This window comes from Acinetobacter equi (assembly GCF_001307195.1).
GTDB lineage: Bacteria > Pseudomonadota > Gammaproteobacteria > Pseudomonadales > Moraxellaceae > Acinetobacter > Acinetobacter equi.
Map to the genome: position 1 here is coordinate 2657825 of NZ_CP012808.1, position 26735 is coordinate 2684559.

Annotated in this window: 27 protein-coding genes and 3 tRNA genes; 18 read left to right on the forward strand and 12 right to left on the reverse strand. The window is 34.3% G+C overall.

Features of this window, described 5'->3' with window-relative positions; translation table 11 throughout:
* The first annotated feature begins 336 nt into the window (after positions 1-336).
* Positions 337-948, forward strand: a complete 612-nt coding sequence (locus AOY20_RS12520; RefSeq protein WP_054582178.1) for a superoxide dismutase — start codon at positions 337-339, stop codon at positions 946-948.
* 71 nt (positions 949-1019) lie between these two features.
* On the opposite strand, the gene AOY20_RS12525 is transcribed toward AOY20_RS12520, so the two are convergent.
* The 3 genes from AOY20_RS12525 to AOY20_RS12530 form a co-directional block, all read right to left on the reverse strand.
* Entirely contained in the window at positions 1020-1541 is a 522-nt protein-coding gene (locus AOY20_RS12525; protein WP_054582179.1) for an Mpo1 family 2-hydroxy fatty acid dioxygenase, read from the reverse strand.
* 204 nt (positions 1542-1745) lie between these two features.
* Positions 1746-1907 carry a hypothetical protein gene (locus AOY20_RS14770; RefSeq protein ID WP_158320002.1) on the reverse strand — a complete coding sequence of 54 codons (162 nt, stop codon included), beginning with the start codon at positions 1905-1907 and terminating at the stop codon, positions 1746-1748.
* A gap of 188 nt (positions 1908-2095) precedes the next feature.
* Positions 2096-2575: a hypothetical protein gene (locus AOY20_RS12530; RefSeq protein WP_054582180.1), complete on the reverse strand. Its 480-nt coding sequence runs from the start codon at positions 2573-2575 to the stop codon at positions 2096-2098.
* Between the two features lie 102 nt (positions 2576-2677).
* Between AOY20_RS12530 and AOY20_RS12535 the strand changes: the two genes are divergently transcribed.
* The 9 genes from AOY20_RS12535 to AOY20_RS12575 all read left to right on the forward strand — a co-directional run bounded on the left by AOY20_RS12535 (position 2678) and on the right by AOY20_RS12575 (position 14822).
* On the forward strand, positions 2678-3430 hold the full coding sequence (locus AOY20_RS12535; RefSeq protein ID WP_054582181.1) for an AzlC family ABC transporter permease: 753 nt from the start codon (positions 2678-2680) through the stop codon (positions 3428-3430).
* Positions 3420-3767: an L-valine transporter subunit YgaH gene (gene ygaH / locus AOY20_RS12540; RefSeq protein WP_054582182.1), complete on the forward strand. Its 348-nt coding sequence runs from the start codon at positions 3420-3422 to the stop codon at positions 3765-3767. Before AOY20_RS12535 ends, ygaH begins: the two co-directional genes overlap by 11 nt.
* A 321-nt stretch (positions 3768-4088) precedes the next feature.
* Complete coding sequence (locus AOY20_RS12545) at positions 4089-5735, forward strand: MFS transporter (protein WP_054582183.1); 1647 nt, start codon at positions 4089-4091, stop codon at positions 5733-5735.
* A gap of 31 nt (positions 5736-5766) precedes the next feature.
* On the forward strand, positions 5767-6894 hold the full coding sequence (locus AOY20_RS12550; protein ID WP_054582184.1) for an HlyD family secretion protein: 1128 nt from the start codon (positions 5767-5769) through the stop codon (positions 6892-6894).
* Between the two features lie 343 nt (positions 6895-7237).
* Positions 7238-7495, forward strand: coding sequence for a hypothetical protein (locus AOY20_RS12555; protein WP_054582185.1), 258 nt, complete (start codon positions 7238-7240; stop codon positions 7493-7495).
* Between the two features lie 253 nt (positions 7496-7748).
* Entirely contained in the window at positions 7749-8954 is a 1206-nt protein-coding gene (gene purT / locus AOY20_RS12560; RefSeq protein WP_054582186.1) for a formate-dependent phosphoribosylglycinamide formyltransferase, read from the forward strand.
* A gap of 27 nt (positions 8955-8981) precedes the next feature.
* Entirely contained in the window at positions 8982-11648 is a 2667-nt protein-coding gene (gene glnD, locus AOY20_RS12565; protein WP_054582187.1) for a [protein-PII] uridylyltransferase, read from the forward strand.
* Positions 11649-11674: 26 nt separating this feature from the next.
* Positions 11675-12844 (forward strand): succinyldiaminopimelate transaminase, encoded by a 1170-nt coding sequence (gene dapC / locus AOY20_RS12570; protein WP_054582188.1) that lies wholly within the window; start codon positions 11675-11677, stop codon positions 12842-12844.
* 217 nt (positions 12845-13061) lie between these two features.
* On the forward strand, positions 13062-14822 hold the full coding sequence (locus AOY20_RS12575) for an oleate hydratase (protein ID WP_054582189.1): 1761 nt from the start codon (positions 13062-13064) through the stop codon (positions 14820-14822).
* Between the two features lie 75 nt (positions 14823-14897).
* Here the strand turns inward: AOY20_RS12575 and AOY20_RS12580 are convergent, their stop codons facing one another.
* Both AOY20_RS12580 and msrB read right to left on the reverse strand, forming a co-directional pair.
* Positions 14898-15377, reverse strand: a complete 480-nt coding sequence (locus tag AOY20_RS12580) for a glutathione peroxidase (protein ID WP_054582190.1) — start codon at positions 15375-15377, stop codon at positions 14898-14900.
* On the reverse strand, positions 15374-15793 hold the full coding sequence (gene msrB, locus AOY20_RS12585) for a peptide-methionine (R)-S-oxide reductase MsrB (RefSeq protein ID WP_054582191.1): 420 nt from the start codon (positions 15791-15793) through the stop codon (positions 15374-15376). The genes AOY20_RS12580 and msrB overlap by 4 nt, the downstream gene beginning before the upstream one ends.
* Positions 15794-15947: 154 nt before the next feature.
* Between msrB and AOY20_RS12590 the strand changes: the two genes are divergently transcribed.
* On the forward strand, positions 15948-17183 hold the full coding sequence (locus tag AOY20_RS12590) for a pyridoxal phosphate-dependent aminotransferase (protein ID WP_054582192.1): 1236 nt from the start codon (positions 15948-15950) through the stop codon (positions 17181-17183).
* Between the two features lie 73 nt (positions 17184-17256).
* Here AOY20_RS12590 and AOY20_RS12595 read toward each other — a convergent pair whose 3' ends face one another.
* Positions 17257-17475, reverse strand: a complete 219-nt coding sequence (locus AOY20_RS12595; RefSeq protein WP_054582193.1) for a hypothetical protein — start codon at positions 17473-17475, stop codon at positions 17257-17259.
* A 397-nt stretch (positions 17476-17872) separates the two neighbouring features.
* On the opposite strand from AOY20_RS12595, the gene AOY20_RS12600 reads away from it, so the two are divergent.
* A complete protein-coding gene (locus AOY20_RS12600; protein ID WP_081403401.1) occupies positions 17873-18931 on the forward strand; it encodes an asparaginase in 1059 nt (352 codons plus the stop codon).
* Positions 18932-19069: 138 nt separating this feature from the next.
* Positions 19070-19801, forward strand: coding sequence for a hydroxyacylglutathione hydrolase (gene gloB / locus AOY20_RS12605; RefSeq protein ID WP_054582195.1), 732 nt, complete (start codon positions 19070-19072; stop codon positions 19799-19801).
* A 4-nt stretch (positions 19802-19805) separates the two neighbouring features.
* On the opposite strand, the gene AOY20_RS12610 is transcribed toward gloB, so the two are convergent.
* Positions 19806-20072, reverse strand: a complete 267-nt coding sequence (locus tag AOY20_RS12610) for a hypothetical protein (RefSeq protein ID WP_054582612.1) — start codon at positions 20070-20072, stop codon at positions 19806-19808.
* Positions 20073-20415: 343 nt separating this feature from the next.
* Between AOY20_RS12610 and AOY20_RS12615 the strand changes: the two genes are divergently transcribed.
* Positions 20416-20619 carry a hypothetical protein gene (locus AOY20_RS12615; RefSeq protein ID WP_054582196.1) on the forward strand — a complete coding sequence of 68 codons (204 nt, stop codon included), beginning with the start codon at positions 20416-20418 and terminating at the stop codon, positions 20617-20619.
* 140 nt (positions 20620-20759) lie between these two features.
* On the opposite strand, the gene AOY20_RS12620 is transcribed toward AOY20_RS12615, so the two are convergent.
* The 5 genes from AOY20_RS12620 to AOY20_RS12640 all read right to left on the reverse strand — a co-directional run bounded on the left by AOY20_RS12620 (position 20760) and on the right by AOY20_RS12640 (position 23487).
* Positions 20760-20844: transfer RNA gene (locus AOY20_RS12620), tRNA-Leu, on the reverse strand.
* 36 nt (positions 20845-20880) lie between these two features.
* Positions 20881-20954, reverse strand: a tRNA-Trp gene (locus tag AOY20_RS12625).
* Positions 20955-20990: 36 nt separating this feature from the next.
* Positions 20991-21075: transfer RNA gene (locus AOY20_RS12630), tRNA-Leu, on the reverse strand.
* Positions 21076-21182: 107 nt separating this feature from the next.
* Positions 21183-22001, reverse strand: a complete 819-nt coding sequence (locus AOY20_RS12635; RefSeq protein WP_054582197.1) for a protein kinase domain-containing protein — start codon at positions 21999-22001, stop codon at positions 21183-21185.
* Complete coding sequence (locus tag AOY20_RS12640) at positions 21991-23487, reverse strand: DUF3336 domain-containing protein (RefSeq protein ID WP_054582198.1); 1497 nt, start codon at positions 23485-23487, stop codon at positions 21991-21993. The genes AOY20_RS12635 and AOY20_RS12640 overlap by 11 nt, the downstream gene beginning before the upstream one ends.
* A gap of 165 nt (positions 23488-23652) precedes the next feature.
* Between AOY20_RS12640 and AOY20_RS12645 the strand changes: the two genes are divergently transcribed.
* The 4 genes from AOY20_RS12645 to AOY20_RS12660 all read left to right on the forward strand — a co-directional run bounded on the left by AOY20_RS12645 (position 23653) and on the right by AOY20_RS12660 (position 26703).
* Positions 23653-24525, forward strand: a complete 873-nt coding sequence (locus AOY20_RS12645) for an ATP-binding protein (protein WP_054582199.1) — start codon at positions 23653-23655, stop codon at positions 24523-24525.
* A gap of 195 nt (positions 24526-24720) precedes the next feature.
* Positions 24721-25044: a ferredoxin FdxA gene (gene fdxA, locus AOY20_RS12650; protein WP_054582200.1), complete on the forward strand. Its 324-nt coding sequence runs from the start codon at positions 24721-24723 to the stop codon at positions 25042-25044.
* 130 nt (positions 25045-25174) lie between these two features.
* Positions 25175-25900, forward strand: coding sequence for a D-Ala-D-Ala carboxypeptidase family metallohydrolase (locus AOY20_RS12655; protein WP_054582201.1), 726 nt, complete (start codon positions 25175-25177; stop codon positions 25898-25900).
* A 137-nt stretch (positions 25901-26037) separates the two neighbouring features.
* Entirely contained in the window at positions 26038-26703 is a 666-nt protein-coding gene (locus AOY20_RS12660) for an O-methyltransferase (RefSeq protein ID WP_054582202.1), read from the forward strand.
* Positions 26704-26735: the final 32 nt, after the last annotated feature.

The window sequence follows — 26735 nt, forward strand, 5'->3', positions numbered from 1 at the left end:
CGAATTCGGGGCTTTTTTTATTATTTAACTCTTCAAAATTAAAATTTAGATCAATTTTTATCAGTAATTATTTTATTAACTTCAGATAAAACTTAATAGAGTATTTCAGCCAAATCCAAGTTCAACACTTCTATTTCTCTAGCTGTTTGTATACCAATGATTATAGATTCTAATTTCTGACTATCAAAAAACTGATTCGTTTCAGATTCAATTAATAAAATTAAAAAATAGCAATACAATAATGATTACAATTGATAATAATTATCATTACTATTTACTTACTTTTAATATTCCCCTACACTCATGCACACAACATGAATTAAAAAGGAATTCCCAATGGCATATACACTTCCCTCTTTACCTTATGCTTACGATGCACTTGAACCAAATTTAGATACAAAAACAATGGAAATTCACCATACTAAACACCATCAAACCTATATCAATAATATCAATGCTGCTATTGAAGGGACTGAATGGGAAAAACTAAGTGTAGAAGATTTAGTTTCAAAAATTAATGAAGTACCAGAACACTTAAAACATACGGTAATCAATAATGGTGGTGGTCACGCAAACCATTCATTATTTTGGACAGTGATGAGCCCACAAGGTGGTGGTGATCCCATTGGACAAGTTTCATTAGCCATTGAACAAGAATTAGATGGTTTTGAACAATTTAAAGATGCTTTTACCAAAGCTGCAATTAGTCGCTTTGGAAGTGGTTGGGCTTGGTTAAGTGTTACACCTAAGAAAAAATTAATTGTAGAAAGTAGCGCCAATCAGGACTCACCATTAATGCATGGTAATACCCCTATTCTTGGTCTAGATGTATGGGAACATGCTTATTATTTAAAATTTCAAAACCGTAGACCTGAATATATTGCTGCCTTTTATAATGTTATCAATTGGGATGAAGTGAATCGTCGATATTTACAAGCAATCAAATAATAGGCATTAAGCTCCTAATAATTTAGGAGCTTAATAAGCGACCAACATTAAACTTTAATTTTCTTTTAAAGCTAAAGACTTTTATCCATTTCCGCTCGTTGCTTTCTTGCTTCAAAAAGCACTTTATCTTTCAATTGTGTTCTAAAGCCGAATAGAAATATAAACTCTGCTAAAACAAATAATGGACCTATCGCTAAACCAATGACATCATCCATAAAAGCAGGTTTCTTCTTTTCGTAAAAATGCCCTATAAACTGAAAAACCCAACCAACAACAAATATCATAATACTTAAAACTAACCAATGTAAGGTATCCATTTCTGTCATAATAAGTGCAATTGGATATAGCAAAACAAATATAATTGCCATCAAACATCCGAAAAGCAAATCTAAACTTAAGTAATATAAACTGCATGATGTCATTAAAATCAAAGCCACAGTCACAGAATATCCTTCTACCTGAATTCCCCAATTCGCTGTTAAGCATATAATTGAAAAAACAATAAGAGGAATTCCAATAAAATGTGTGAGAACATTTCTGCGATCTAAATGATAAGCAGCATATTGACTCAATAATTTTTCTAATCTCGTCATTGCATTTCTTCCTATCGTTTTATATATTCCATACACAAAAAATGCTTCTTCAATTGCTATTTGAATCGCCCATTCAATAGACCGAAAGATAAATACTTTCTTTTAATATTTTTATATCATGCAATAAGAGAAATTACATAAGTATTATATTTATCTCAGGCTTAAACTAGAAACACAATTATTAAATATACAGCATTTTGTCTTTTACGATTTTAATTGGCAGACATTTACATCATCAAAACCATTTGTACATGGTGCAACTTCATTTTCAACTTGTGTTTTATCAATATTTTTTTGTGCTGACTCAGGTGTACTCTGACATGCTACAACAAATACTACAACACAAAAAACTAATATTTTTTTCATCTTAATCTCAAATAAATCCTGTAAGTTATTGGTAGTTATTAGACAATATTTCACATATTTTATCAAATAGAGATAATCTATAACAATTATAGATAATTTATTTTATATAAAAAAAACGAGGCTATTGCCTCGCTTTAAAATCATATTTTTTAGTGTATTTTATAAATTACGACAAGATATTTTGGCTTTTAAACTCCTGCTCCATTTTTTTTCGGATCAGTATTTCCTAATTTTGGATTATCAATTGCATTTTTGCACTGTGCTTTATCTCTCTCATAATCAGATTGTTTAGCAGTTGCATCTTTGTTTTCTAATGTTTCGCGTGCCCAAATTTCTAAACTCGATAATGCTTTACGACATAAAGCATATTTCCCTTCAGTCACCGAATCTGTCATTTTCACATTAATACGCCAATCTGTTCCTAGCTTACGTGCAGGTTTTCTCACTTGCTCTTCAATTTGGTCTAATTTCTTTTCATAGACAAGCACATCAACATCATTGATAAATTTCCAAGCAGCCTGTGCATAGCTTGTCGCATCATTATCTAATTTCGGTGCAGGTTTAATCACTACTTTTTCTTGATTTTCATTATTACTACATGCTTGTAAAAGCATACTACTAGAAACCATCGAGATCACGATTAATGCTACTTTATTTAACTTTAACATTTTAGCTTTAACTCTAAAAACATTCAGGCAATATGCTAGTGAATTCGGTTACAATACTCAATCTTCATTTTAACAATTGTTCTAATCTTATTAGGAACTCCTGTGTCTCAACACAATACATCTCAACCTGCTAGTTTTTGGCAAGGGGCGAAAGATAGTCAGGCGATTATCTTCACCTATTTGCCAGTATCTTTTGCTTTCGGTGTTTCTGCTACACAGTTTGGTTTTACACCATGGGAAGCTTTATTTTTATCATGTTCAATGTATGCAGGAGCTAGTCAATTTCTAGTCGTCGCATTATTAGGTAGTGGAACTTCTATTTGGATGACTGCACTAACAGTCATTGCTTTAGATATTCGTCACTTACTATATGGTCCTGCACTTTATAATCTGATTCAAGATAAAATTAACCTAAAAAAAACCGCAGTATGGGCTTGGGGACTAACCGATGAAGTCTTCGCTTCAGGCATGATTAAATTATCCCAACGTCGTCAAGAATGGTCTGAATCTTGGATGCTCGGTTTAAGCTTATTTAGTTGGATGTCATGGGCACTTGGTTCTTTATTAGGTGGTTTATTTGCAGATCAAGTTTCAAACTTGCCACAATTTCTACAAGCAGCGCTCGACTTCTTATTACCTGCATTGTTCTTAAGTTTCCTTCTTGCTGCATTTGACAAAAAATATAATTTTGTCGTGATTACTACCACAATTGTTTCAGCCATTTCTTGCTATTTTATTGATTTATCTGCTGCTATTTTTATTGGGATTTCATCAGGAATACTTGCTGGCTTATTTAAACATTATGTACTTAAACAACACGACCCTGAATTAATGCGGAGTCACCATGAATCTTGAAATTATTCTTGTCGGTATTCTTGTTGGAATTGCAAATTTTGCTTCAAGATTTGGACCATTTTATTTTATTCAAAAATTTCAACAAGGTTCCCAAAAGCGTGGTGCACTTTGGATCAAAATTGCGTTAGGCTCAATTGGTATTTCTGCAATTAGTTCAATGTTAGTCGTAGCGACATTACCTCCATTATTGGAAATGCCTCATAAAAGTTTTGCAATGCTAATCGGTTTTATTGTTTTAGCATGCTTATACTTTAAGTTTAGAAAAATTGTACCTGCAACACTTATTGCTGCCTTGGCATATGGTGTTGTCTATACGTATGTTCCTATCACATTATAAATTTAAGCCATATGAATTGTGAATTTACACCACAATTCATATTTTAAATCCACAAATATATTTACTAAAATAAAAAACTCAATTCCGACAATATTTAAATTCAATCTTGTAGATTACTCATCTCAATTTATTTCTTATTGTTCAATAAAAATCTCACATACTCTAAATATAAATAAATACTCTTACGACATAATTCCTAATTCATTTGATTTTTACAACTTAATTACAACTTTAAATGTGCTATTTCATTATGATAGCGCTAAAATCAGGTCAATCTTTACAAAAACATGGCTGTTTAAATGAAGATAAAAAAGAGATTTTATGGAAAATAAGCCACCAATTATTGGCCCTGTTCCAAATTGGACAGAAGATGAAAAGCCAACCCTTCCTGGCTCCCCTGCATTTATCCAACGATCTCTTCCTGTACGTGCAGTTTACCTATTTATTGGCTTTTTCATTGCAATTGCAGGAAGCTTAAGCAATGGATTTATCACAGCAAATCTACCTGTTTTTGAAGGACAATATTCGCTTACACCGTCTGAAGCCGCACTCATTCCTGCTGTATATGTTATGGCAAATGTGAGTTCCAACTTACTCCTTTTTAAATCTCGGCAACAATTTGGTTTACGTGCTTACTCTGAAGTTGGCTTATTCATTTTTATCATTGTCATTATCTTGCATCTCTTTGTCGATAATTTTGCAATGGCGCTTTTTGTGAGGGCAATTAGTGGTTTAACCGCTGCCCCTCTAAGCTCTTTAGGTATGTACTATATTATGCAAGCCTTTGGGAAACAACATTCTAAAAATGGAATGTATCTTGCCTTAGGATGTCAACAATTAGGTGTTCCTCTAGCTTGGATAATTTCACCCGCTTTAACGAATGTGAATGATTGGGGAACTTTATATAGCTTTGAGTTAGGCTTAGCTTTATGTTGTTTTGCTATGGTTGTTTCTGTCAAATTACCTCGAAGCTTACAGGTAAAAGTTTTTGAAAAAAAAGACTTTATTACCTTTGTTCTGTTAGCTTCAGGCTTTGGCTTCCTTTGTATATTTTTAACTCAGGGTCCTATTGTTTGGTGGTTTAATGCCTCTTGGCTTGCCTATTTTTTAATTGTAGGACTAGCACTTGTCGCTCTAGGTTTACTTTTTGAGAGTCAACGTAAAAATCCGCTTATTATGACCGAATGGCTAAGCACATCTGCAACTTTACGCTTTATTATTAGTGCTTTTGCATTAAGATTTTTGCTTTCCGAACAAAGTTTTGCTGCTGTACATTTTTTAAAAACAATGGGAATGGGGCCAGATCAATTTGTTCCACTCTATACTGTTATTTTCTTCGGTGTTCTTGCTGGTACCATTTTTAGTGCTTTTACTTTTTCATTAGAAAGAATAGTTTTACACCTTTTTCTTGCAGAGTTATTAATTCTAATTGCTTGTGCTTTAGACCATCAACTCACAAGCCAAGTACGCCCTGTAAACTTCTACCATAGCCAATTTCTGATTAGTTTTGCAACGGGGATGTTTATGGGCCCCCTATTATTAACAGGAATGATGCGAGCACTTAAAAGTGGTGCAACACATATGGTCACATTCATTGTTCTTTTTTCAGCAACGCAAAATTTTGGTGGTCTTGTGGGATCGGCTTTTTATTCAACGTATCAACAAATAAGAACTCAAACACATGAACAAAATTTAAAGAATGAACTCATTCAAACCAATCCTCTTATTCTCCATCAACTAGCTTCATATAAAGTAAGCTCAAGTATCTATACGCAAGATCCTGCTATTCAAAATGAATTATCAATTCGAGATTTAAATCAAAATGTTACAACTCAGGCACAAGTCAATGCTTACAATGATGTCATTACCCTAAATGCCATTTTTGCTGTTTTATTATTATGTTGGGGAATTTTCATCATTATTGTTAATAAATATTTGTTCAAAAAACAAAATATTAGCCCATTTTAGTCATTGTGATTATTACTTTTGAGATCAATTTATGCAAAAAGATCAAAAAAATCCTGAAATTGAAAATCAGCAACAAAACTCAAATCAACATGAGTTTACAGGGCACGCAAGCAAATTGATCAAGACAACAAAACCTATGTTGGCATTGATGTTTTTAGTTCTAATCGTTGGTATTTTTTTAATTTTATATGCTTGGAAAATTGGTCCCTTTCAAGGTCATGTAGAAGCAACTGATAATAGTTATGTGCATGGAAAAATTACAATTTTATCTTCACAAATTAACGGATACATTCGTGACGTCTTAGTAAATGACTTTGACTATGTCAAAAAGGGACAAATATTAATGTATATTGATTCAAATACATATGAACAAAAAGTTGTAGAAGCGAAAGCTGCAGTAGAACAAGCTAAAAACAATTTAGCTAATCAAAAGCAAGCCATCGAACAACGCAAAGCTGATATTATTTCAGCGCAAGCCCAAGTTAAACAAGCTCAAGTTAATTATGAATTGGCACTCAATCAACAACAACGATACGCTAACTTAAAAAGTACAGGGGCAGCTTCTAAATCGGAAATCAATACTATTGAAACTACAACCAAAAGTAGTTTTGCAACATTAGAAGAAGCAAAATCAAATGTCTTAGTTGCTCAAGAAGCATTAAAAACAGCACAAGTTGCAGAAATAGGATTAAAAGCACAAGTTGAGAGTGCGAAAGCACAACTTTCCCAAGCCGAAATCACTCAGAGCTATAGTATTATTTATTCTCCCATTGATGGGCAGCTGGGACAAATTAATCCTCGTGTAGGTCAATATGTTTCGGCTGGCTCCCAACTCTTTACAATTGTTCCACCACAAACATGGATCATTGCTAATTTTAAAGAAACTCAAATTGCAAATATAAGATTAGGTCAAACATCGTGGTTTACTGTGGATGCATTAAATGATAAAAAATATATGGGTAAAGTAGATCAAATTGCACCAGCAACAGGTTCACAATTCAGCGTAATTAAACCAGATAATGCAACAGGTAACTTCACTAAAGTCGTGCAACGTATTTCTGTACGTATCCAAATAGATTCTGATCAAGAAGCAATTAATCTATTACGTCCAGGTATGTCAGTCGAAACTTATGTAGATACTCAATCATTATCGAAATAGATGAACTATTTATTAAAAAAGATACTGAGAACCTACAAGTGGGTATTTTTATCCATAATTTTACTATATGAATCACATGATGAACTTATAGAGTCCTTTTTATATTTGCGAATAAAATATTGGAATAACTATTTTCTATTGTTACCCTATGCTTATAAAAAGTACATCAATGAAAAAGATATATTTTTTTATTTACTTTAAAAACAATATATTAATAAAAATTAATTACATTTTGAAACATTTAGATACATAAGATTACTCATTTTCTCCCTTTTTTTGTGGAAACATCTGCAAATACATACTGACATGTATATGTTTTTATTAAATAAAGGGGAATCTTTACATGAAACTTGCAAAAATTGCATTCGCTAGCTTAGCTTTAGTTGCTGCTTCTCAAACTTTTGCTGCAAAAGAAACAACTACTCCTCCACCAGTACTTGAATCAACTACTACTGATGTTGCAATTAACCCTGCTTCTGTTGTTCCAGTTGTTGTAACTTCAGAAAATGAAGTAACTCCTGAAAATACTCCTTCAGCTACTCCTGATTTAACAACAACTACAACTGAAGCTGTTGTAGAAGCTGTAGTACCTGCGAAGTAATTTACAATAAAAGCCTATATTAAAGTCTTAATATAGGCTTTTTAGCTAAAAATAAAAACATTGGACATCTTTTATTTCTTATTTGATTAATTCTTAAAATATTTTTTCGGATCTCAGCATTTACTTTTATATATCAGTTTTAAACCTAACTGTTATCAGAATTAATTCATTTATTTTCATTAAATCCGCACTGAAGTGTGAATAGAGTTCTGCTATGCTAAAAGCCCCATAATATCAAGCATGGATGAAAGACATGAGCGTGACTATTGGTACCCCACTACAATCTTCTGCGTTTAAAGTTTTACTATTAGGATCTGGTGAACTTGGTAAAGAAGTCGTGATTTCACTCCAACGTCTTGGTGTGGAGGTACATGCTGCTGACCGTTATGACCATGCTCCAGCAATGCAAGTTGCTCATTATTCATATACGTTAAATATGGCAGATGCCAAAGAATTAAAAATATTAATTCATCAAATTAAACCTCATTTAATTATTCCTGAAATTGAAGCAATTGCAACAGATGTACTTGTTGAAGTTGAAGAACAAAAAATTGCTACAGTAATTCCTTCTGCAAAAGCAGTTAATTTGACAATGAACCGTGAAGGTATTCGACGTTTAGCAGCTGAAGAACTTGGATTACCAACATCTGCTTATCGTTTTGCAGATTCCTTAGAATCTTTCCGTGCGGCTTGTGATGATATTGGTTATCCAAATTTTGTAAAACCTGTTATGTCTTCTTCAGGTAAAGGTCAGTCACGCGTTAAAAGCTTTGATGAAGTTGATGCTGCTTGGAAATATGCTCAAACAGGCGGTCGTGTTAATCAAGGCACAGTGATTGTTGAATCTCAAATTGATTTCGATTTTGAAATTACATTATTAACAGTACGTGCAAAAAATCCTGAAACTGGTGAAATCGAAACATCATATTGTGATCCGATTGGACACCGTCAAGATGACGGTGATTATGTTGAAAGTTGGCAGCCTCAAGCAATGACAGTAGTTGCTTTAGATGAAGCAAAAAGAATTGCACATAAAGTCACAACTGCACTAGGTGGTTGCGGTATATTTGGTGTCGAACTATTTGTAAAAGCAGATAAAGTATGGTTTAGTGAGGTCTCACCTCGCCCACATGATACTGGACTTGTCACCTTAGCATCTCAATTCCAAAGTGAATTTGAATTACATGCTCGTGCTATTTTAGGTCTTCCAGTCAATACAGAACGTCATAGTATTGCTGCAAGTGCTGTTATTTATGCTGGTGTAGATGATAAAAACTTGTCATTTTCTGGCTTAAATTTTGCTTTAGCCCATCCAAATACTGATTTACGTCTTTTTGGAAAACCCGAAGGCTTTAAACGTCGTCGTATGGGTGTGGCAACTGCACGTGCAGAAACAGTAGATCAAGCACGTGAACTTGCTCAAAATACAGCAAATCTTGTTAGTGTAAAGCAAAACTAATTTCAACATCATAATGGACAGATGTACATGATCAATACGCTTCCCTTGCTGAACTATGTAAAAAGTAGCCATGATATTCAAGCCATTAACCAGTGGCGTACCGATGTCGAAAATCAGTTACAAGAATATTTTGATCAAGGTCTGTCCATTCGAGAAGTCATTCGTGCACGTTCAAATTTAATTGACGAAGCACTTCAATTTATTTGGCAACATGCAGGACTCGATCAAACCACATTAGCACTTTTTGCTGTAGGTGGTTATGGTCGTCGTGAAATGCTTCCCTATTCAGATGTCGACATCATGATTCTCTCTGAAGGAGAAATGTCATCTGAAAATGAAGAGCTTATTTCAGCATTTATTTCATGCTTATGGGATGTCGGAAATTTTAAACCAGGTATTAGTGTCCGCACTATTCAAGACTGTATTACTCAAGCAACCAAAGATTTAACAGTAGCAACAAGCTTAATTGAAGCACGCTTCATCACAGGTAATGAATTATTAGCAAAATGGCCTCGAAAAATTGTTTCTCAAACATGGACAGATAAAACATTTTTTGATGCAAAAATGGAAGAGCAAACAAAGCGTTATGCTCAACATAATAATACAGAAAGTAATTTAGAGCCTGATATTAAAAATGCACCTGGTGGTATCCGAGATATTAATCAAATTGGATGGATTGCCAAACGACATTTTCGTGTTAACCGTATTTATGACTTGGTTCATCTTGGCTTTATTTCAGAGTTTGAACTTGGTGTACTTGAAGAAGCTGAAAGCTTTTTATGGGAAATTCGCCATCATCTACATCGCTTAACAAAACGAGATGAAAACCGATTATTATTTGATTATCAACGTGATATTGCATTAACTTTTGGCTACACACGAGAGGAAGGTCAATCTCTTAATTACCCAATTGAGCAATTCATGAAGCGTTATTATCGAACTGCACAGCAAGTCTCAACGCTAAATGAAATGTTATTGTCTTATTTTAATGAGTCAGTCATTACACCTCGCTTACCGAGTTATGAACGTCGAATTGAAGAAATTAATGATAATTTCAAATTAGTTGATGGTAAGCTCGCGGTTCAACATCATAAAGTCTTTGCAGAAAATCCAAGTGCTATCTTTGAGATTTTCTATTTATTAGCAAATCGTCCTGAAGTTGAGGGAATTCGTGCTCGAACATTAAGATTATTAACACTTGCAGCAAAAAGAATTGATCAGACTTTTAGAGATAATCCAGTGCATCAAGCACTATTTATGGCAATTATCCGCTCACCTCACCGTTTATATGAAACGCTCATTGCAATGAAGCGCTATGGCGTTTTAGGAAACTATATTCCTGCTTTTGGGCAGATTATGGGACTTATGCAATATGATTTATTTCATATTTATACAGTAGATGCACATACCCTTTTACTTCTACGCAATCTTAATCGTTTTAAAGAACCTGAGTTTGCAAAAGACTTCCCTGTGGTTAGCTCTGTTTTCCAACGTATGGGGCGTCGAGATATTGTATATTTAGCTGCAATTTTCCATGATATCGCCAAAGGTCGCGGTGGTGACCACAGTGAGCTTGGTGCAAGTGATGCCATTGAATTCTGCCGATTACATGGCTTTACAGAGCGAGAATGTAATCTCGTTGCATGGCTGGTAAAAAATCATTTACAAATGTCTGTAACCGCTCAGAAAAAAGATATTTCTGATCCTGATGTTGTTAAAGAATTTGCAGAAAAAATGGGCGATATGGAGCACTTAGATTATCTCTATACCCTAACAGTTGCTGATATTAATGCCACAAATCCAACACTTTGGAATACATGGCGAGCATCACTTATGCGCCAGCTTTATACACATGCACGTGATGTTATTCGTTCAGGTTTGGGCCGCCCTGTCGATTATCAAATGCTCATTGAAGATGCCAAATTTACAGCAAGTGAAAAGCTCGTCAACGACTTCTCACTGGATGATGTTGAAAAAGTTTGGCAAGAATTAGGCGATGAATATTTCCTTAAAGAATCAGCAGATGAAATTGCTTGGCATACTCGTGCTATTTTACAACACGGCGATAATCCTGCACCCCTTGTTTTAATGCGTGCACATCGTAAATATGCTCAAGATGCAGTACAAATCTTTATTTACACACAAGATAAGCCTAATTTATTCGCTACCACAGTAGCTATCCTTGATCGTATGAATCTAGATGTTCAAGATGCGCGTATTATTACTGCGGAAAAGGCATTTAGCTTAGATACCTACGTAGTGCTTGATCGTTTTGGAACATTACTCACAGATCCTGAACGTGAAGATATTGTGATTCAATCTTTAATTAAAGCATTAAGTCAATCAGATAAATATCCTGGTTTAATGCAACGCCGCATTCCACGTCAATTACGCCATTTTGATATTGAAAATACAGTCGATATCACATTAAATGAAGCTCTAAATCAAAATATGGTTGAAATTGCAACCCTTGATCATCCTGGCTTACTTGCGAAAGTTGGCGGGTTATTTATGATGCAAGGTCTTGATATCCATTCTGCAAAAATTGCCACATTAGGTGAGCGTGCAGAAGATGTTTTCTACGTCACTAAAAAAGATGGTTCACCTATGACCGCAGATGAAGCAGATCTTTTTGCAACACGCTTAAAATCCGCACTAGACGAAGCTTCAAATCAAGTCTGTGGCCAACATTAACTTTACTTACTCGGTATTTATTTTTCATGAACTCTAGTTTGTCTTTATTGCACCCTTATCCATTTGAAAAGTTAAATCGACTTTTTCAAGATATACAACCTGCAAATTTACCTTTGATTCCTTTATCAATTGGTGAACCAAAGCATCCTGCTCCAGAGTTTGTGAAACAAGCAATTATTGATAACTTTAATCACCTTTCAACTTATCCAAATAGTAAAGGTCTTCCCGAATTACGTGAAAGTATTGCAAATTGGTTAACTCGTCGCTTTAAGCTTAATCAAATCAGTGCCGAAACAAATGTATTACCTGTATCAGGTACTCGTGAAGCTATTTTTTCTTTTGTGCAAGCTTTGATTAAACGTGAAGATTCACCTTATGTAGTAATGCCGAATCCATTTTATCAAATTTATGAAGGTGCTACATTACTTGCAGGTGCACAACCATATTTCATCAATTGTACTGAAGAAAATGGCTATTTAGGCGACTTCGATGCTGTACCTGCTGAAGTTTGGGAAAAGACCGCTCTTTTATTTGTTTGTACACCAGGCAATCCTACTGGTGCTGTATTGTCTAAAGAACAATTCAAACAATTAATTGCTCTTTCAGATAAATATAACTTTGTTATTGCATCAGATGAGTGCTATTCAGAATTATGGTTTGATGAAGCACCTACAGGCTTACTTGAAGTATGTGCTGAAATCGGACGTGATGATTATAAAAATTGCGTTGTATTCCATTCACTTTCTAAGCGTTCAAATTTACCTGGTATGCGTTCTGGCTTTGTTGCTGGGGATGCGGCATTGCTTAAACCATATTTGCAATATCGTACTTATCATGGTGCTGCAATGCCTGTTCAACATCAAATTGCATCAATTTCTGCATGGGATGATGAAACTCACGTTGAAGAAAATCGTAAACTTTATCGTGCAAAATTTGAATTATTCCAAAATGAATTAGGTCACTTATTACCATTACAAAAACCAGATGCTGGTTTTTATTATTGGTTAAAAGTAGACAATGATGAAGCATTTGCCAAAATGCTCATGGAAAAAGCACATATTAAAGTACTTCCTGGACGTTATTTATCTCGTGATACTAAACAAGGTAATCCGGGTGAAAATCATGTGCGTATGGCGCTTGTAGCAGATATTGAACAATGTGAACAAGTGATTCAACGACTTAAATCAATTCTATAAATATTCATAAAAACACCTGTATTCAATACGGGTGTTTTTATTTTCACATAAAGTTCACTCAATAAATGTATAAAAAATAAATCACAAAAAAAATATTAAACTTGAATCAAATCACCATAAAAACATAAGTTTACTTAACATTACATGCACACACTATGCATTCAATTAGAAGTTGCTATGAATAGATAATCATCATGTGAAATGGATAATTTTATAAATGTACTATACCAACGGAAATTACGAAGCATTTGCTCGTCCACGTAAACCTAAAAATGTCGATCAAAAATCGGCTTGGTTTGTTGGCTCAGGATTGGCCTCTCTTGCTGGTGCTGCTTTCTTGATTCGAGATGGCCAAATGTCAGGTCACAAAATTACTATTTTAGAAGAACAATCTATTCCTGGTGGTGCTTTAGATGGAATTAAAGAGCCTGAAAAAGGTTTTATTATTCGGGGTGGTCGTGAAATGGAAAACCACTTTGAATGCCTTTGGGATTTATTCCGCTCTATCCCTTCTTTAGAAATTAAAGATGCTAGTGTATTAGATGAATTTTATTGGTTAAATAAAGATGATCCAAACTATTCATTACAACGTGCAACGGTTAAGCAAGGTCAAGATGCACAAACCAATGGTTTATTTACATTAAGCGAAAAAGCACAAAAAGAAATTATTCATATTTTCCTTTCAACACGTGAAGAAATGGAAAATAAACGTATTAATGAAGTTTTTAGTCAAGAGTTTTTTGATAGTAATTTTTGGATGTATTGGCGAACAATGTTTGCATTTGAAGAATGGCATTCTGCACTAGAAATGAAACTCTATTTGCATCGCTTTATTCATCATATTGGTGGATTACCTGATCTATCAACATTAAAATTTACCAAATATAATCAGTATGAATCTTTAGTTTTACCGCTTGTAAGTTGGCTAAAAAGTCACGGTGTTAAATTTCAATATGACACTACGGTTGAGGATGTTGATTTTAATATTTCATCAGAGCATTTGCAGGCAAGCCATATTCATTGGACACAGAATGGAAAACAAGGTGGTGTTAAACTCAGTGAAAATGATCTGTTGTTTATTACCAATGGCTCACTTACCGAAAACTCAGATTGCGGTGACCATCAAACGCCTGCCCAAATTAAATATGGTGCTGCTCCCGCTTGGGATCTATGGAAAAAAATTGCACAAAAACATGATTCCTTTGGTCATCCTGAAAAATTTTGTTCAAATATTGCTGAAACAAAATGGGAGTCTGCAACAGTTACAACTTTAGATCATCGTATTCCTGAATATATTCAAAAAATTGCAAAACGCGATCCATTTAGCGGCAAGGTTGTTACAGGAGGAATTGTTACTGCAAAGGATTCTTCTTGGTTACTTAGCTGGACAGTTAATCGTCAACCTCATTTTAAAAATCAACCTAAAGATCAAATTGTAGTTTGGGTTTATTCTTTATTTGTTGAAAAAAATGGCGATTTTATTAAAAAACCAATGCAAGACTGTACAGGTGAAGAAATCACACAAGAATGGTTATATCACATGGGCGTACCTGTAGAAGATATTCCAGAACTTGCGCGTACTGGTGCAAAAACAGTACCTGTGATGATGCCTTATGTCACTTCATTCTTTATGCCTCGCCAAGCTGGCGATCGTCCTGATGTTGTACCTGCTGGATCGAAAAATTTTGCATTCATTGGTCAATTTGCTGAATCAACACAACGAGATTGTATTTTCACAACAGAATATTCAGTTCGCACACCTATGGAAGCCGTATATACTCTACTCGATATTGAGCGTGGCATTCCTGAAGTCTTTAACTCAACTTATGACATTCGTTGTTTGCTTGCAGCAACAGGCCGCTTAAGAGACGGTAAAGAACTTGATATTCCTGGCCCTAAATTTATTCGAAACTTATTACTTAATAAGTTAGATGACACTCAAATTGGTTCACTACTCAAAGAATATAATTTGGTTTAAGATCACTGAGTTTTAATCATAAAAGAAAAAGAGATGTGAAATCACATCTCTTTTTTTGTAGAACTTTAATTTTTTCTATTTTAATGCTGCTTCAATATCTGCTTCTAAAGCTTCTGGCTTCGTTGTTGGTGCATAGCGATTTACAACCAACCCATTTTTACCAATTAAGAATTTAGTAAAGTTCCACTTAATGCCATTTCCTAATACACCTTTACTATTATTTGTTAAATATCTAAAAATAGTATGTGCTTCAGGACCTTTTACATTCACTTTAGAAAACATTGTAAAAGTGACACCATAATTTTTCTGACAAAATGCGCCAATTTCTTCATCAGAACCTGGATCTTGTCCACCAAATTGGTTACATGGAAAGCCTAAAACTTCAAAGCCTTGATCTTTATATTTTTCATACAACTTTTCAAGACCTGAAAATTGCGGGGTAAAACCACATTTACTAGCCGTATTTACAATCAGTAAAACTTTACCTTCGTAGTCTTTTAGTGATTTTTCTGTTCCGTCTAGCAACTCAGCTTCAAATTGATAAATATTGCTCATGGATAAGTTTCCTCATCACTTTTTTCGTCTGTCTTAAGATCTAGTGAAGCCGAATTTACACAGTAACGTAAGCCCGTTGGCTCAGGGCCATCTGGAAATACATGACCTAAATGTGCATCACATTGGTGACAAACAATTTCTGTTCTAACCATACCATGTGACAAATCTCGATGCTCTTCTATCGCAGAATTATTTTTTGGTTTATAAAAACTTGGCCACCCACAACCACTGTCATATTTCGTTTCAGAGCCAAATAACTCTGCTCCACAACAGCGACAATAGTACGTACCCTCTTGTTTTGTATTCCAATATTTACCTGTAAAAGCTGGCTCAGTTCCCTTTTGACGAGTAATACGAAATTCTTCTGGTGATAACTCTCTTTGCCATTCTCTGTCTGTTTTATTGAGTTTTCCCATGACTAACTCCTTTAAATCTTTTACATTCAATGTCATGCTTCTATACTCTTCCATATTTACGCTAGTACTTAAAAAATATCTAGCTAAATTTCAACATAGATTGTGATATTTCAGTAATCTATAATTTATAACTTACTTTTTATTGGATGGAATCATGTCCGTTACAGGTAACACCTCTTCACGCGAAATTAAAAAATCTTCAAAACTCGAGCATGTATGCTACGACATTCGCGGACCTGTGTTACGAGCGGCCAATGAAATGGAAGAAGCCGGTCATAAAATTATTAAACTTAATATTGGCAATCCAGCTCCTTTCGGCTTTGAAGCGCCACAAGAAATTATTAATGATATTGCACTAAATCTTCCTAATGCGATTGGCTATACCGATTCAAAAGGTATTTTCCCTGCTCGTAAAGCTATTTGTCAGTACTACCAACAAAAAGGTATTTTAAATATGCACGTCAATGATGTGTATATTGGTAATGGTGTATCAGAACTCATTGTTATGGCTATGCAAGGCCTACTTGATGATGGCGATGAAATGCTTATTCCTATGCCTGATTACCCATTATGGACAGCTGCTGTAAACTTATCTGGTGGTACAGCCATTCACTATAAATGTGATGAAGAAAATAGTTGGTATCCAGACATTGCAGATATGGAAAGTAAAATCACATCAAATACCCGTGGTATTGTGATTATCAATCCAAACAACCCAACAGGTTCTGTTTATCCACGTCATGTTTTAGAACAAATTGTAGCGCTTGCAAAAAAACATGATCTTATTTTATTTGCTGACGAAATCTACGACAAAATTATCTATGACGGTATTGAACATGTTGCTGTTGCCGCTTTAGCTGGTGATCAATTATGTATCTCATTTAATGGTCTATCTAAAGCATATCGTATTGCAGGTTACCGTTCAGGTTGGATGGCAATTACAGGCAATAAATCACGTGCAGCAGATTATATTGAAGGTTTAGACATGCTCGCATCTATGCGTTTATGTGCAAACCATCAAGCACAATATGCAATTCAAACAGCATTGGGTGGCTATCAATCTATTAATGATTTAATTCGCCCAGGTGGTCGCTTATACGAACAACGTAATATTGCATGGGAAATGCTGAATGAAATTCCAGGTGTTTCTTGTGTAAAACCTGAAGGTGCAATGTACTGCTTCCCTCGCTTAGATCCAAATGTCTACAATATTCAAGATGATGAAAAATTGATGTTAGACTTCCTCAAAGCAGAAAAAGTACTATTGGTACAAGGTACAGGTTTTAACTGGCCTACTCCTGATCATTTCCGCGTTGTATTCTTACCTGCCGAAAATGAATTACGTGAGGCAATGACTCGTTTAAGTCGTTTCTTGGCTAAAATTCGTTAATCATATTCAATTCAGTGAATATATAAAAAGGCACTTTTATTAGTGCCTTTTTATACTTAAAATTAAATCAAATTTATAATTTATCTAGTTCATATATTCCATAATTTCCAATAAATACCACCTCCCGATCTTCTATTGGCTTTTCCAAATGATTCGGCTTTTTAATCAGTAATCTATTTTTAGCTTCATCCATAAAAATATAATCGGCAGGAAATTTATCAATCGCGAAGTTTTGATTAACCTTCAGCCATCCCAATTTTTCCATTTTGGAAGCAAAAAATTCATAAACCATTGTTAATAGCGCAACAAGGTAGTACGCGCAAAGGACAACTTTATTGTGAGCTAAGTGATGATGGACAACGTGTTTATATCAGTGGACACGCCATTCTAATCATGAGTGGGCAGCTTAGTATTCCCATTTAATCTTAAGGAATTTTGAATTTTTAATAATACTTTTCACTATCTTATGATTATTTTTATACTGTAAATACATCAATAAATAAAAATCACCCAAGAAATTATAAGCATTTTCTTACATAAATTATATTTTATCAGTTTAATAAAATAGGGTAAATTCAATACGGTGTGATGACTTAAAACTGAAAATAAATACGTTTTAATTTTTAAATGTAATACATATGCATCAGCATCACACCTATTTGGAATAAGTTATTTAACAAGGAATAATGATGAAAAAATCACTTTCAATTTTAGCACTTAGTATCGGTTTACTTCTTCCCCTATCTACATTTGCAAAAAACAATGTTGTTGTCGTAGCCACTGGCGGTACGATTGCTGGAGCAGGTGCAAATTCAACGAATAGTGCAACCTATACAGCAGCAAAAGTCCCTGTCGACGACCTATTAAATGCGGTTCCACAAATTCAAAATCTAGCAAATGTTACAGGCGTACAAGCCCTACAAATTGCTTCTGAAAGCATTACAGATAAAGAACTCATTAGCATTGCACGACAAATAAATGACTTATTAAAAAAGCCTGATATAAATGGTGTTGTGATTACTCATGGTACAGATACTTTAGAAGAAACAGCTTTCTTCTTAAGCCTTGTCGTAAAATCAAATAAACCAATTGTTCTTGTTGGTTCAATGCGTCCACCTTCAGCATTATCGGCTGATGGTCCACTTAACCTTTATAGTGCAGTAGCACTTGCTGCTTCAGATAGCGCAAAAGGTAAAGGCGTGATGGTTCTTATGAACGATAGCATTTTTGCTGCACGTGACGTATCTAAGACCATTAACATTCACACCAATGCGTTTGTAAGCCAATGGGGTGCATTAGGAATGATGGTTGAAGGAAAACCATATTGGTTCCGTAATGTTGCAAAACGCTTTAATGCTGCATCAGAATTTAATATTGAAGAGATTAAAGGTGATAGTTTACCTTTAGTTCAAATTGTTTATGGCTCTGGTAACATGGTTCCAGATGCCTATGAAGCCTATGCAAAAGCAGGTGCAAAAGCGATTATTCATGCTGGTACAGGAAATGGTTCAGTTGCAAAATACATCGTACCTACACTAACTAAACTACAAAATGATGGTGTACAAATCATTCGTTCATCACGTGTACCACACGGCTTTATTCTACGTAATGCAGAACAACCAGATGATAAATACGGCTGGGTTGTTGCACATGATTTAAATCCACAAAAAGCCAAACTCCTTGCTGCTTTAGCTTTAACTAAAACAAAAGATCCTGCTGAAATTCAACGCATGTTCTGGGAATACTAATTTCTTCTAAATTAAAATTTCGCATAAAAAAGCACTAAAATTTTAGTGCTTTTTTATGCTCATTTGAGTGAGATACATAGCAATATTATGAGAATACGTTAAGCTAAATATAAATGTTCAATAACATGGAAAATTCACATGGCTTTTAAAATTCATTATATTGATGTTAAAAACCAACTACAAAATTATATTTGGCTCATAGAAGATACGTCCTCTCAAGAAGTCATTGTAATTGACCCTACTGAAGCACATCTAGTTGAATCATTCTGTATAGAACATCAATTTACTCTAAGCCAAATTTGGCTTACACATTGGCATAAAGACCACATCGGTGGTGTACCTGAATTGACCCTTAATCGAGATATTCCAGTTTATGGGCCTAAAGAAGAAATAAATAAGATTCCTTTTATTACTCATCCTTTAGAACACCAATTCAAATTTCATTTTAATCAACTCGAAATAGAAATTATTGCTGTTCCAGGTCACACATTAGGTCATATTGTTTATTTTATTAATGAAATAGAAAGTGTATTTTGTGGTGATACATTATTTGCAATGGGCTGTGGCCGTGTCTTTGAGGGTACTTTTGAACAAATGTATCACTCTTTAAATCGTTTAGCCGCACTCCCTCCAGCAACAAAAGTATATTGCACACATGAATATACCCTATCGAATGCTAAATTTGCCCTTGCTACAGATCCAGAGAACATCGAAATTCAACAGCGCTATGAGCACATTGAAGCGCTTCGCTTACTCAACAAAAATACCTTACCAAGCACCATTGAATTAGAACTTAAAACTAATCCTTTTCTTATGGTAGATAATGTACATGACTTTCAAAAACTACGTGAATGGAAAGATAATTTTTAATCCATCATGATAGTATTTGATGACTTTTTTGATAAGCATCCAACTCATCTTGTGTCACAACTTGAGTTCGATGCATTTCATCGACACGAACCAATAATAAGCCACCAAGTGCAGGTTGATAACGACGAGCACTACCAAATGGCGTATATGCCACTTTCGACTGTTCTGCAAAATACAACCAATCCTCATGCCCCAATAGCACCGCAACTGGCACTAATTGTTGCTTTTCTATCTCTAAAATTTGTGTTTTAACTTGGTCTTCAATCTTCATCATCAACTACATGGTTTCACAATATTTTTTCAAAATAAATATAATGCATTCCAATTCATTTAGCTGAATATTTTTAAAACTTTTAATTTTATATTTAAATTAAACAAAATATTTCATTATTAATTTTTGTAAAATTAAAGTATTTACTTTAAAAAATATTTTTTATTCTTTATTTTCATAGGCTTAAAATTAAATTATGCCTAAAAAGTGCATATTTTAAACTCATATTCTATTTACATTTAGTAGCCTCTACACAATTTATTCTCTTTTTCTTAAATTAACACTTTAAAAATGAACGTATCACCCTTATAAATAAATAAGTCGCAATAAAGGAGTATGTCTCGTGAAAAAAGTAGTTAAAGCTAAAAACTTAATCGCTTTTCGCATTTGGTTAGAAAAATTAGGTTATTCAGTGAAAAACCTAGCAGACAATCGTGGCTTTACATTTAGCTTCAAAAAGGAATATGGCTTAGTTACTGGTGAATTGGCGGGAAACTCTCTTGCAGTTCAACTCGGTGAAGAGTTTGAAGATCATTTAAAAGCATAAGCTCTAAATTAATTTGTAATACGAGAACACTTCCTATTTTTTATTAAAGCTCATACTGATATGGGCTTTTTTATTTTCATCTCATTCTTAAATTTCAGGCAATAAAAAAGCAAGGTTATTATACCTTGCTTTAATATTGATGGTGGGGACGGAGAGACTCGAACTCTCACACCTTGCGGCGCTGGAACCTAAATCCAGTGCGTCTACCAATTTCGCCACGTCCCCATCAGGGTACTAACATATTGTTAGATTTTAAAAATTTGGCAGAGAATCAAGGACTCGAACCTTGACCAACGGTTTTGGAGACCGACATGCTACCATTACACCAATCCTCTGCGATACTTAATAACCAAGTTAACTTGATAATTAAGTGGTGGGGACGGAGAGACTCGAACTCTCACACCTCGCGGCGCTGGAACCTAAATCCAGTGCGTCTACCAATTTCGCCACGTCCCCGATGGCTGTGTATATTATAGAGATCATCCCCTTATGACAAGCACTTTTTATGAAAAAAACACTTGTTTGATTAAATATAAAACAAAATGGTTTTTTTCGTATTTTTCTTATACAACATCAACGATTAAGCACGATTTTAACGTAGAAAAATCAACCACTCGCTGATTTTTTTGTTTTCTTAACATCATAAGAAGTAAGGGTTTAAAGCATAAAAATTGTTCAGGTAATAAAATTTCTAGTTTTTGACAGTGTAAAACAGCCCATTCTTGATATGTTTTTGCTTGTAATCTCGTTTGAGATAACCATTCCAATAAAATTATACCTAGTGCATAGATATCACTTGCTTTACTTTTAGTCATTCCTTGAAATAATTCTGGTGCCATATAACGTGGAGTTGCATTTAAAACGTGTGATATCTCATCTTGAACATAAAAACTTTGCTCAAAGTCCAATAATTTGATGGCATGATCAAATTTAATAAAGTGTTCATGTTTTAAATCTCCATGAATACAATCTTTTTCATGTAACTTTTCCAATATATTGAGCACTTGTAATATTTGATGACTCACTTGCGTTATATCTAAAGTTAAAACTGATGTATTAAATATAGATTCAGCATGTGGCAAGACTAAACTTTGTTGACCGAACATTAACTCTGGAATATTAGGTTTGTTATTGATGATTGCATGTGCCAGTACAATTCGCTCTAAACCATTTTTCTTCGATTGCTCATAAAAATTTAGTTCTTGCTGAAATCCTCTTTCAAACTGTAAATGATGATTCAATAACTGTGTTTTGATCCATACATGATGAATACCATCATCATATTCATACAAATAACGACCATAAGCTAAACTTTGTGCTTTCGTTTTTAATTTAAAAGCACTCGGTTCCATTTGACTGAAATCTAAATCATCAAAGAGCATGCTTATCCTGATGCTGTAAAACTAAAAGATTTTCTAAGCAATGCTGAATCGTTTTCCCTACTCGCGCATGTGCTTCTATAGCTGAAATTTTTGGCCATGTTGCACGCTCACCCTCTCTTTGCAAAATTTTAAATAAATTTTGCTTTGGGTTTTTGAGCATATAGCTATATTCACGTAAATTAAAATTACCAAAAATATTCACATCACCATAGTAATGCTGATCAATCACGCCATAGCCATAATCTAATAACCGACGAATCGTTGGGAGCCCTTCTGCACGCTCACGAGCAAAATCCATAACGCCTTTTGATATCACCACACCTTGACGACGTGCAATACGCTCAGGCCAGCTTAAAACGTTCTTTCTATAACGTTTTTCATCAGACTGCATAAATGGAACAATATGTGGATTAACCTGACTTGCAATGGTGTAACTCAAATTATATAAGCGTGCCATTTTCTCTTGAGGAAAATCGCTACGGACACTTCCATCTACCCACTTGGTATCTGCCATATAAGACGTGTATTTACCGTCATAACGCTTACTAGTCAGTTTCACAGGTGGAAATAAAACAGGTACAGCACAAGAAGCTAAAACAGCACTCCAAACTAAAACATCAGGCGATGTAAACTGATTCATAATACGTGCATTCTGTGTTGCTTCATAAGGTGCAACAGCAACATTAATATATAAACCAGACTGTTCAAATGCTTCTTTAAAAGTGAGGTCACCTAAATTTTTCTTTAAAAATTGTTTTAAATAACGAACATCTGCAAGACCACCATTCCCTTTCAGAATTTCTTTCCAATCACGAAACTTAAATGCTTCATCAAAGAAATTTTCACCATTTAAGATATGTTCAATCTCTATTGGTTTAGATACACCTAGCATTGCTGTCATAATCGCACCAGCACTTGAACCTGATAGTACCGAAGGCATTAAGTCTTGTTCATATAATGCTTTACAGACTCCTGTATGAAATAAGCCGAGTGTGGCACCACCAGAGAACATAATTGCGGGTTGACCATAAGCGACTTTACTTGCCTCAAAAAAATGTATTTTTTCTTCTAAGGAAATACCCGTACATGCACTTGAAGCAATATAAGCCAAGCATTCACTGACTTGCTCAATATAATCTTCAATAATTTTTTTTGTACCAATACACGTCATGGCAAAAAGCATAGGATGTGCAATATTAGCTACATCGTAAGTTAAGCCCTCATGTAGAACATGAATAAGATCTTTATCTCGCTTTCCTACACGATAACGCTTCAATAAATTTAATCGTGCTGAAATGACAGCAGCATCAAAATACGTAGAGGAATTATCATATTTCCACTCCCATGCACCGGATACTTCATCAATTTTTAATGCCGTAGCTTTCCATTCTTCATAACTTTCTGCATGTTGTAATTGTTTTTTTAATAATTTTACACGCTTAGATTTATAAGGATTTATACTTTGAGAAAAATCTTTAAATAACATTTTTAATCCTCGTCCATTAAACTTGAGTAATGGCTTTTATTACTCCCTTCATATTGCAGAAATTAAATGCATACTGCAATATTAAAAATATCCTTTCGTATAGCGAAACTTTGGTATACATTCAAGGATGAATCATATCAATAAACAGATCAAAGTTAATTACGTATGTCTACAATCCAATTACCTGAAAATATTATAGATTCCTTAAGTTTAGTGTTAAAGCAATTACAGCAAACACTCCCACCCATTAAGCTAGAAACGGATTTTTCTTCTATTGCATATAAATGGCAAAACAAACAGCTAATTCCAATTCAACAGCCTAAAAAAATGTACTTAGATGATCTAAAAGGAATCAATAAACAAAAAGAAAAAGTGATTCAAAATACGTTGCAGTTTTTAAATGGCTTACCTGCCAATGATGTCTTATTAACAGGTTCTAGAGGTACAGGAAAATCCTCAATTGTCAGAGCCTTACTTACGGAATATGAAGCTCAAGGTCTACGACTAATTGAAATTGAACGTGATGATTTATCCGATTTACCTGAAATACAAAAGTTAATCGCACATCGTCCAGAAAAATATATTGTATATTGTGATGATTTAGCATTTAACGCAGAAGATGAAAATTACAGAAGTTTAAAAAGTGTCTTAGATGGTTCATTACAATCAGGTTCAAGTAATTTTATTATTTATGCAACGAGCAATAGACGCCATTTGCTTCCTGAATTTATGCATGAAAATACACCACTTACCAAAGTAGATGTACCTCAATACACAGAATTACATCCACAAGAAGCAATTGAAGAAAAAATTTCATTGTCTGATCGTTTTGGTATGTGGCTCTCTTTTTATCCAATGGATCAAAATTTATATCTAGAAATTGTTGAGCATTATCTAGCTAAAGAAGCTATGCCATTTGATTCTGAAGTACGTATAGAAGCTTTAAGGTGGTGCCAATCAAGAGGACAGCGATCTGGTCGTGCCGCATACCAATTTTCCAAACATTGGATTGGTTCGCAAAAATTAAAAAATATTTAAATATTTCGGGAATATTTAATATTCCCACCTCTCTTTACTAATTGATAACAATTATCATTTATCAATAAAAATCATATAAAATTCGCTATTCATGGATTTAAATAATAAATATCAATAAAAGGAATTGTTTGTTTAGTCCATTTTTGCCTAAAATATACGTCAGTCATTAGAACCAAATTTTAGGTAGCTGTCGCCATGACATTTGTTGTCACAGAAAATTGTATTAAATGTAAATATCAAGACTGTGTTGAAGTTTGCCCAGTTGATTGTTTTTACGAAGGTCCGAACTTCCTAGTCATCAATCCTGATGAATGTATTGACTGTGCACTTTGTGAGCCTGAGTGTCCTGCAAATGCTATTTTCTCTGAGGATGAATTGCCTGAGGGTCAAGAAGTCTTTATTGAACTCAATGCCGATTTATCTCAAAAATGGCCTAACATTACTCAAATTGGCGATCAACCTGAAGATCGTGAAGAATGGAATGGTAAACCAGATAAATTACAATACCTCGAAAAATAATCTAAAAAAGATCAGCACATGCTGATCTTTTTTTATACTCAAAATACACATTAATTTTCAATATTTTGCATTTTTGTGCTCAATTTTGGATTATGATACACCGAATATTAATAAACTATTGATTTGCATAATGAAGCATTTTTTGAAAGCGATGCTTTCTTTTGGCTTTATCTCACTTACTGTGATTGGCTGCTCCTCTACGACAATAGAACAAGGAACAACTCAAGTACCACAAAGTAAGCGTATATACATTCCTCAAGAAAAAGTATCTTTTGAACGCTCTACTCCACCAACACCCAAAATTGTACCTTATACCTATAACTCTTGGCTGGCAGTTCGTGATAATTTAATTCAAGTTCGCGAATATGAAAAATTTTTAGAACAAAATCAAGTTGGGCATATTATTCCAACTTATGAGCTCCTTAGAACCGCAAGAGATTGGAAAAAATGTGGGCGCTCTGAATATATGGTACCTAATCGGGAACTATGGAAAAATCAAATTCCAACATTGAAAGTATTTAAATATTTAGTTGCTGGTCAAGTTTTAACAGATTTTACAGTCACTTCTGTATATCGAGATTTACCGTTAAATCAGTGCGCTGGCGGAGCCAATTCTTCAAAACATTTATTTAACTCAGCAATTGATTTCAGAATTGGACCAGAAAATCCTCAAGCTTCCGATTATGCTACTATTGAAAATACTAAATTTAAGCTCTGCCAATTTTGGGTTCAATATGGACCAAGCTTAAATATTGGTTTAGGCATTTATGCTTCAGGACAAATTCATATTGATACCCAAGGTTTTAGAACATGGGGGCCAGATCTGACACGTCATACATCTATGTGCAATTACTAATATAAAGAGGCTGATGAAGCCTCTTTTTTTATATTCTTCTTTATTTTCACTTCTTCTTCACGTGAGAATGCTTGAAAAAATTGCAGTCTATCAAGAAAGGTATAAAATGCACACATCGCAACAAAGGTGACATAATTATGCAACAAATGTGGACAGAAATTGATAGCTTTATCGATTCACATTTAATCCCCAATGATCCAATTTTAGAGCAAACTTTAGAGAATACTGCTGCAAAAGGTTTTCCTGATCACCTTGCTGTTGCACCAAATCAAGGGATGTTATTGCAAATGCTGATTCAAATGAATCAATGTAAACGCATCTTAGAGTTAGGAACTTTTGCTGCCTATAGCACAATGTGGTTAGCACGTGCATTGCCTGAAGATGGTTATATTTTAACAATTGAAGGGCGAGATACACATGCGGCTATGGGGCAAGAGAATATTGATAAAGCTCAATTGCCACAAACAATCGATTTAAAAGTCGGACGTGCAGCAGATGTTTTAAAGGCTCTTCCTGAAGACTTTGAAGCTTTTGACTTTATCTTTATTGATGCAGATAAACAAAGCTATCCTGAATACCTTGAACTTAGTCTTAAATTCTCACATTCAGGTACTATTATTTTTCTAGATAACGTTATTCGTGCAGGTGAAATATTAAATCCTGAAAACCATAAGCCAAGTATTGAAGGCTTACGGACTGTATTTAAAGATATGCAAAATCACCCTCGAATTCTATCTTGTACAGCATTACAAACTGTTGGAAGCAAAGGTCATGATGGCTTTGCACTTGCAATTGTTAAATAAATTTCACATGCGCACAAAAAACGATCTTTTTT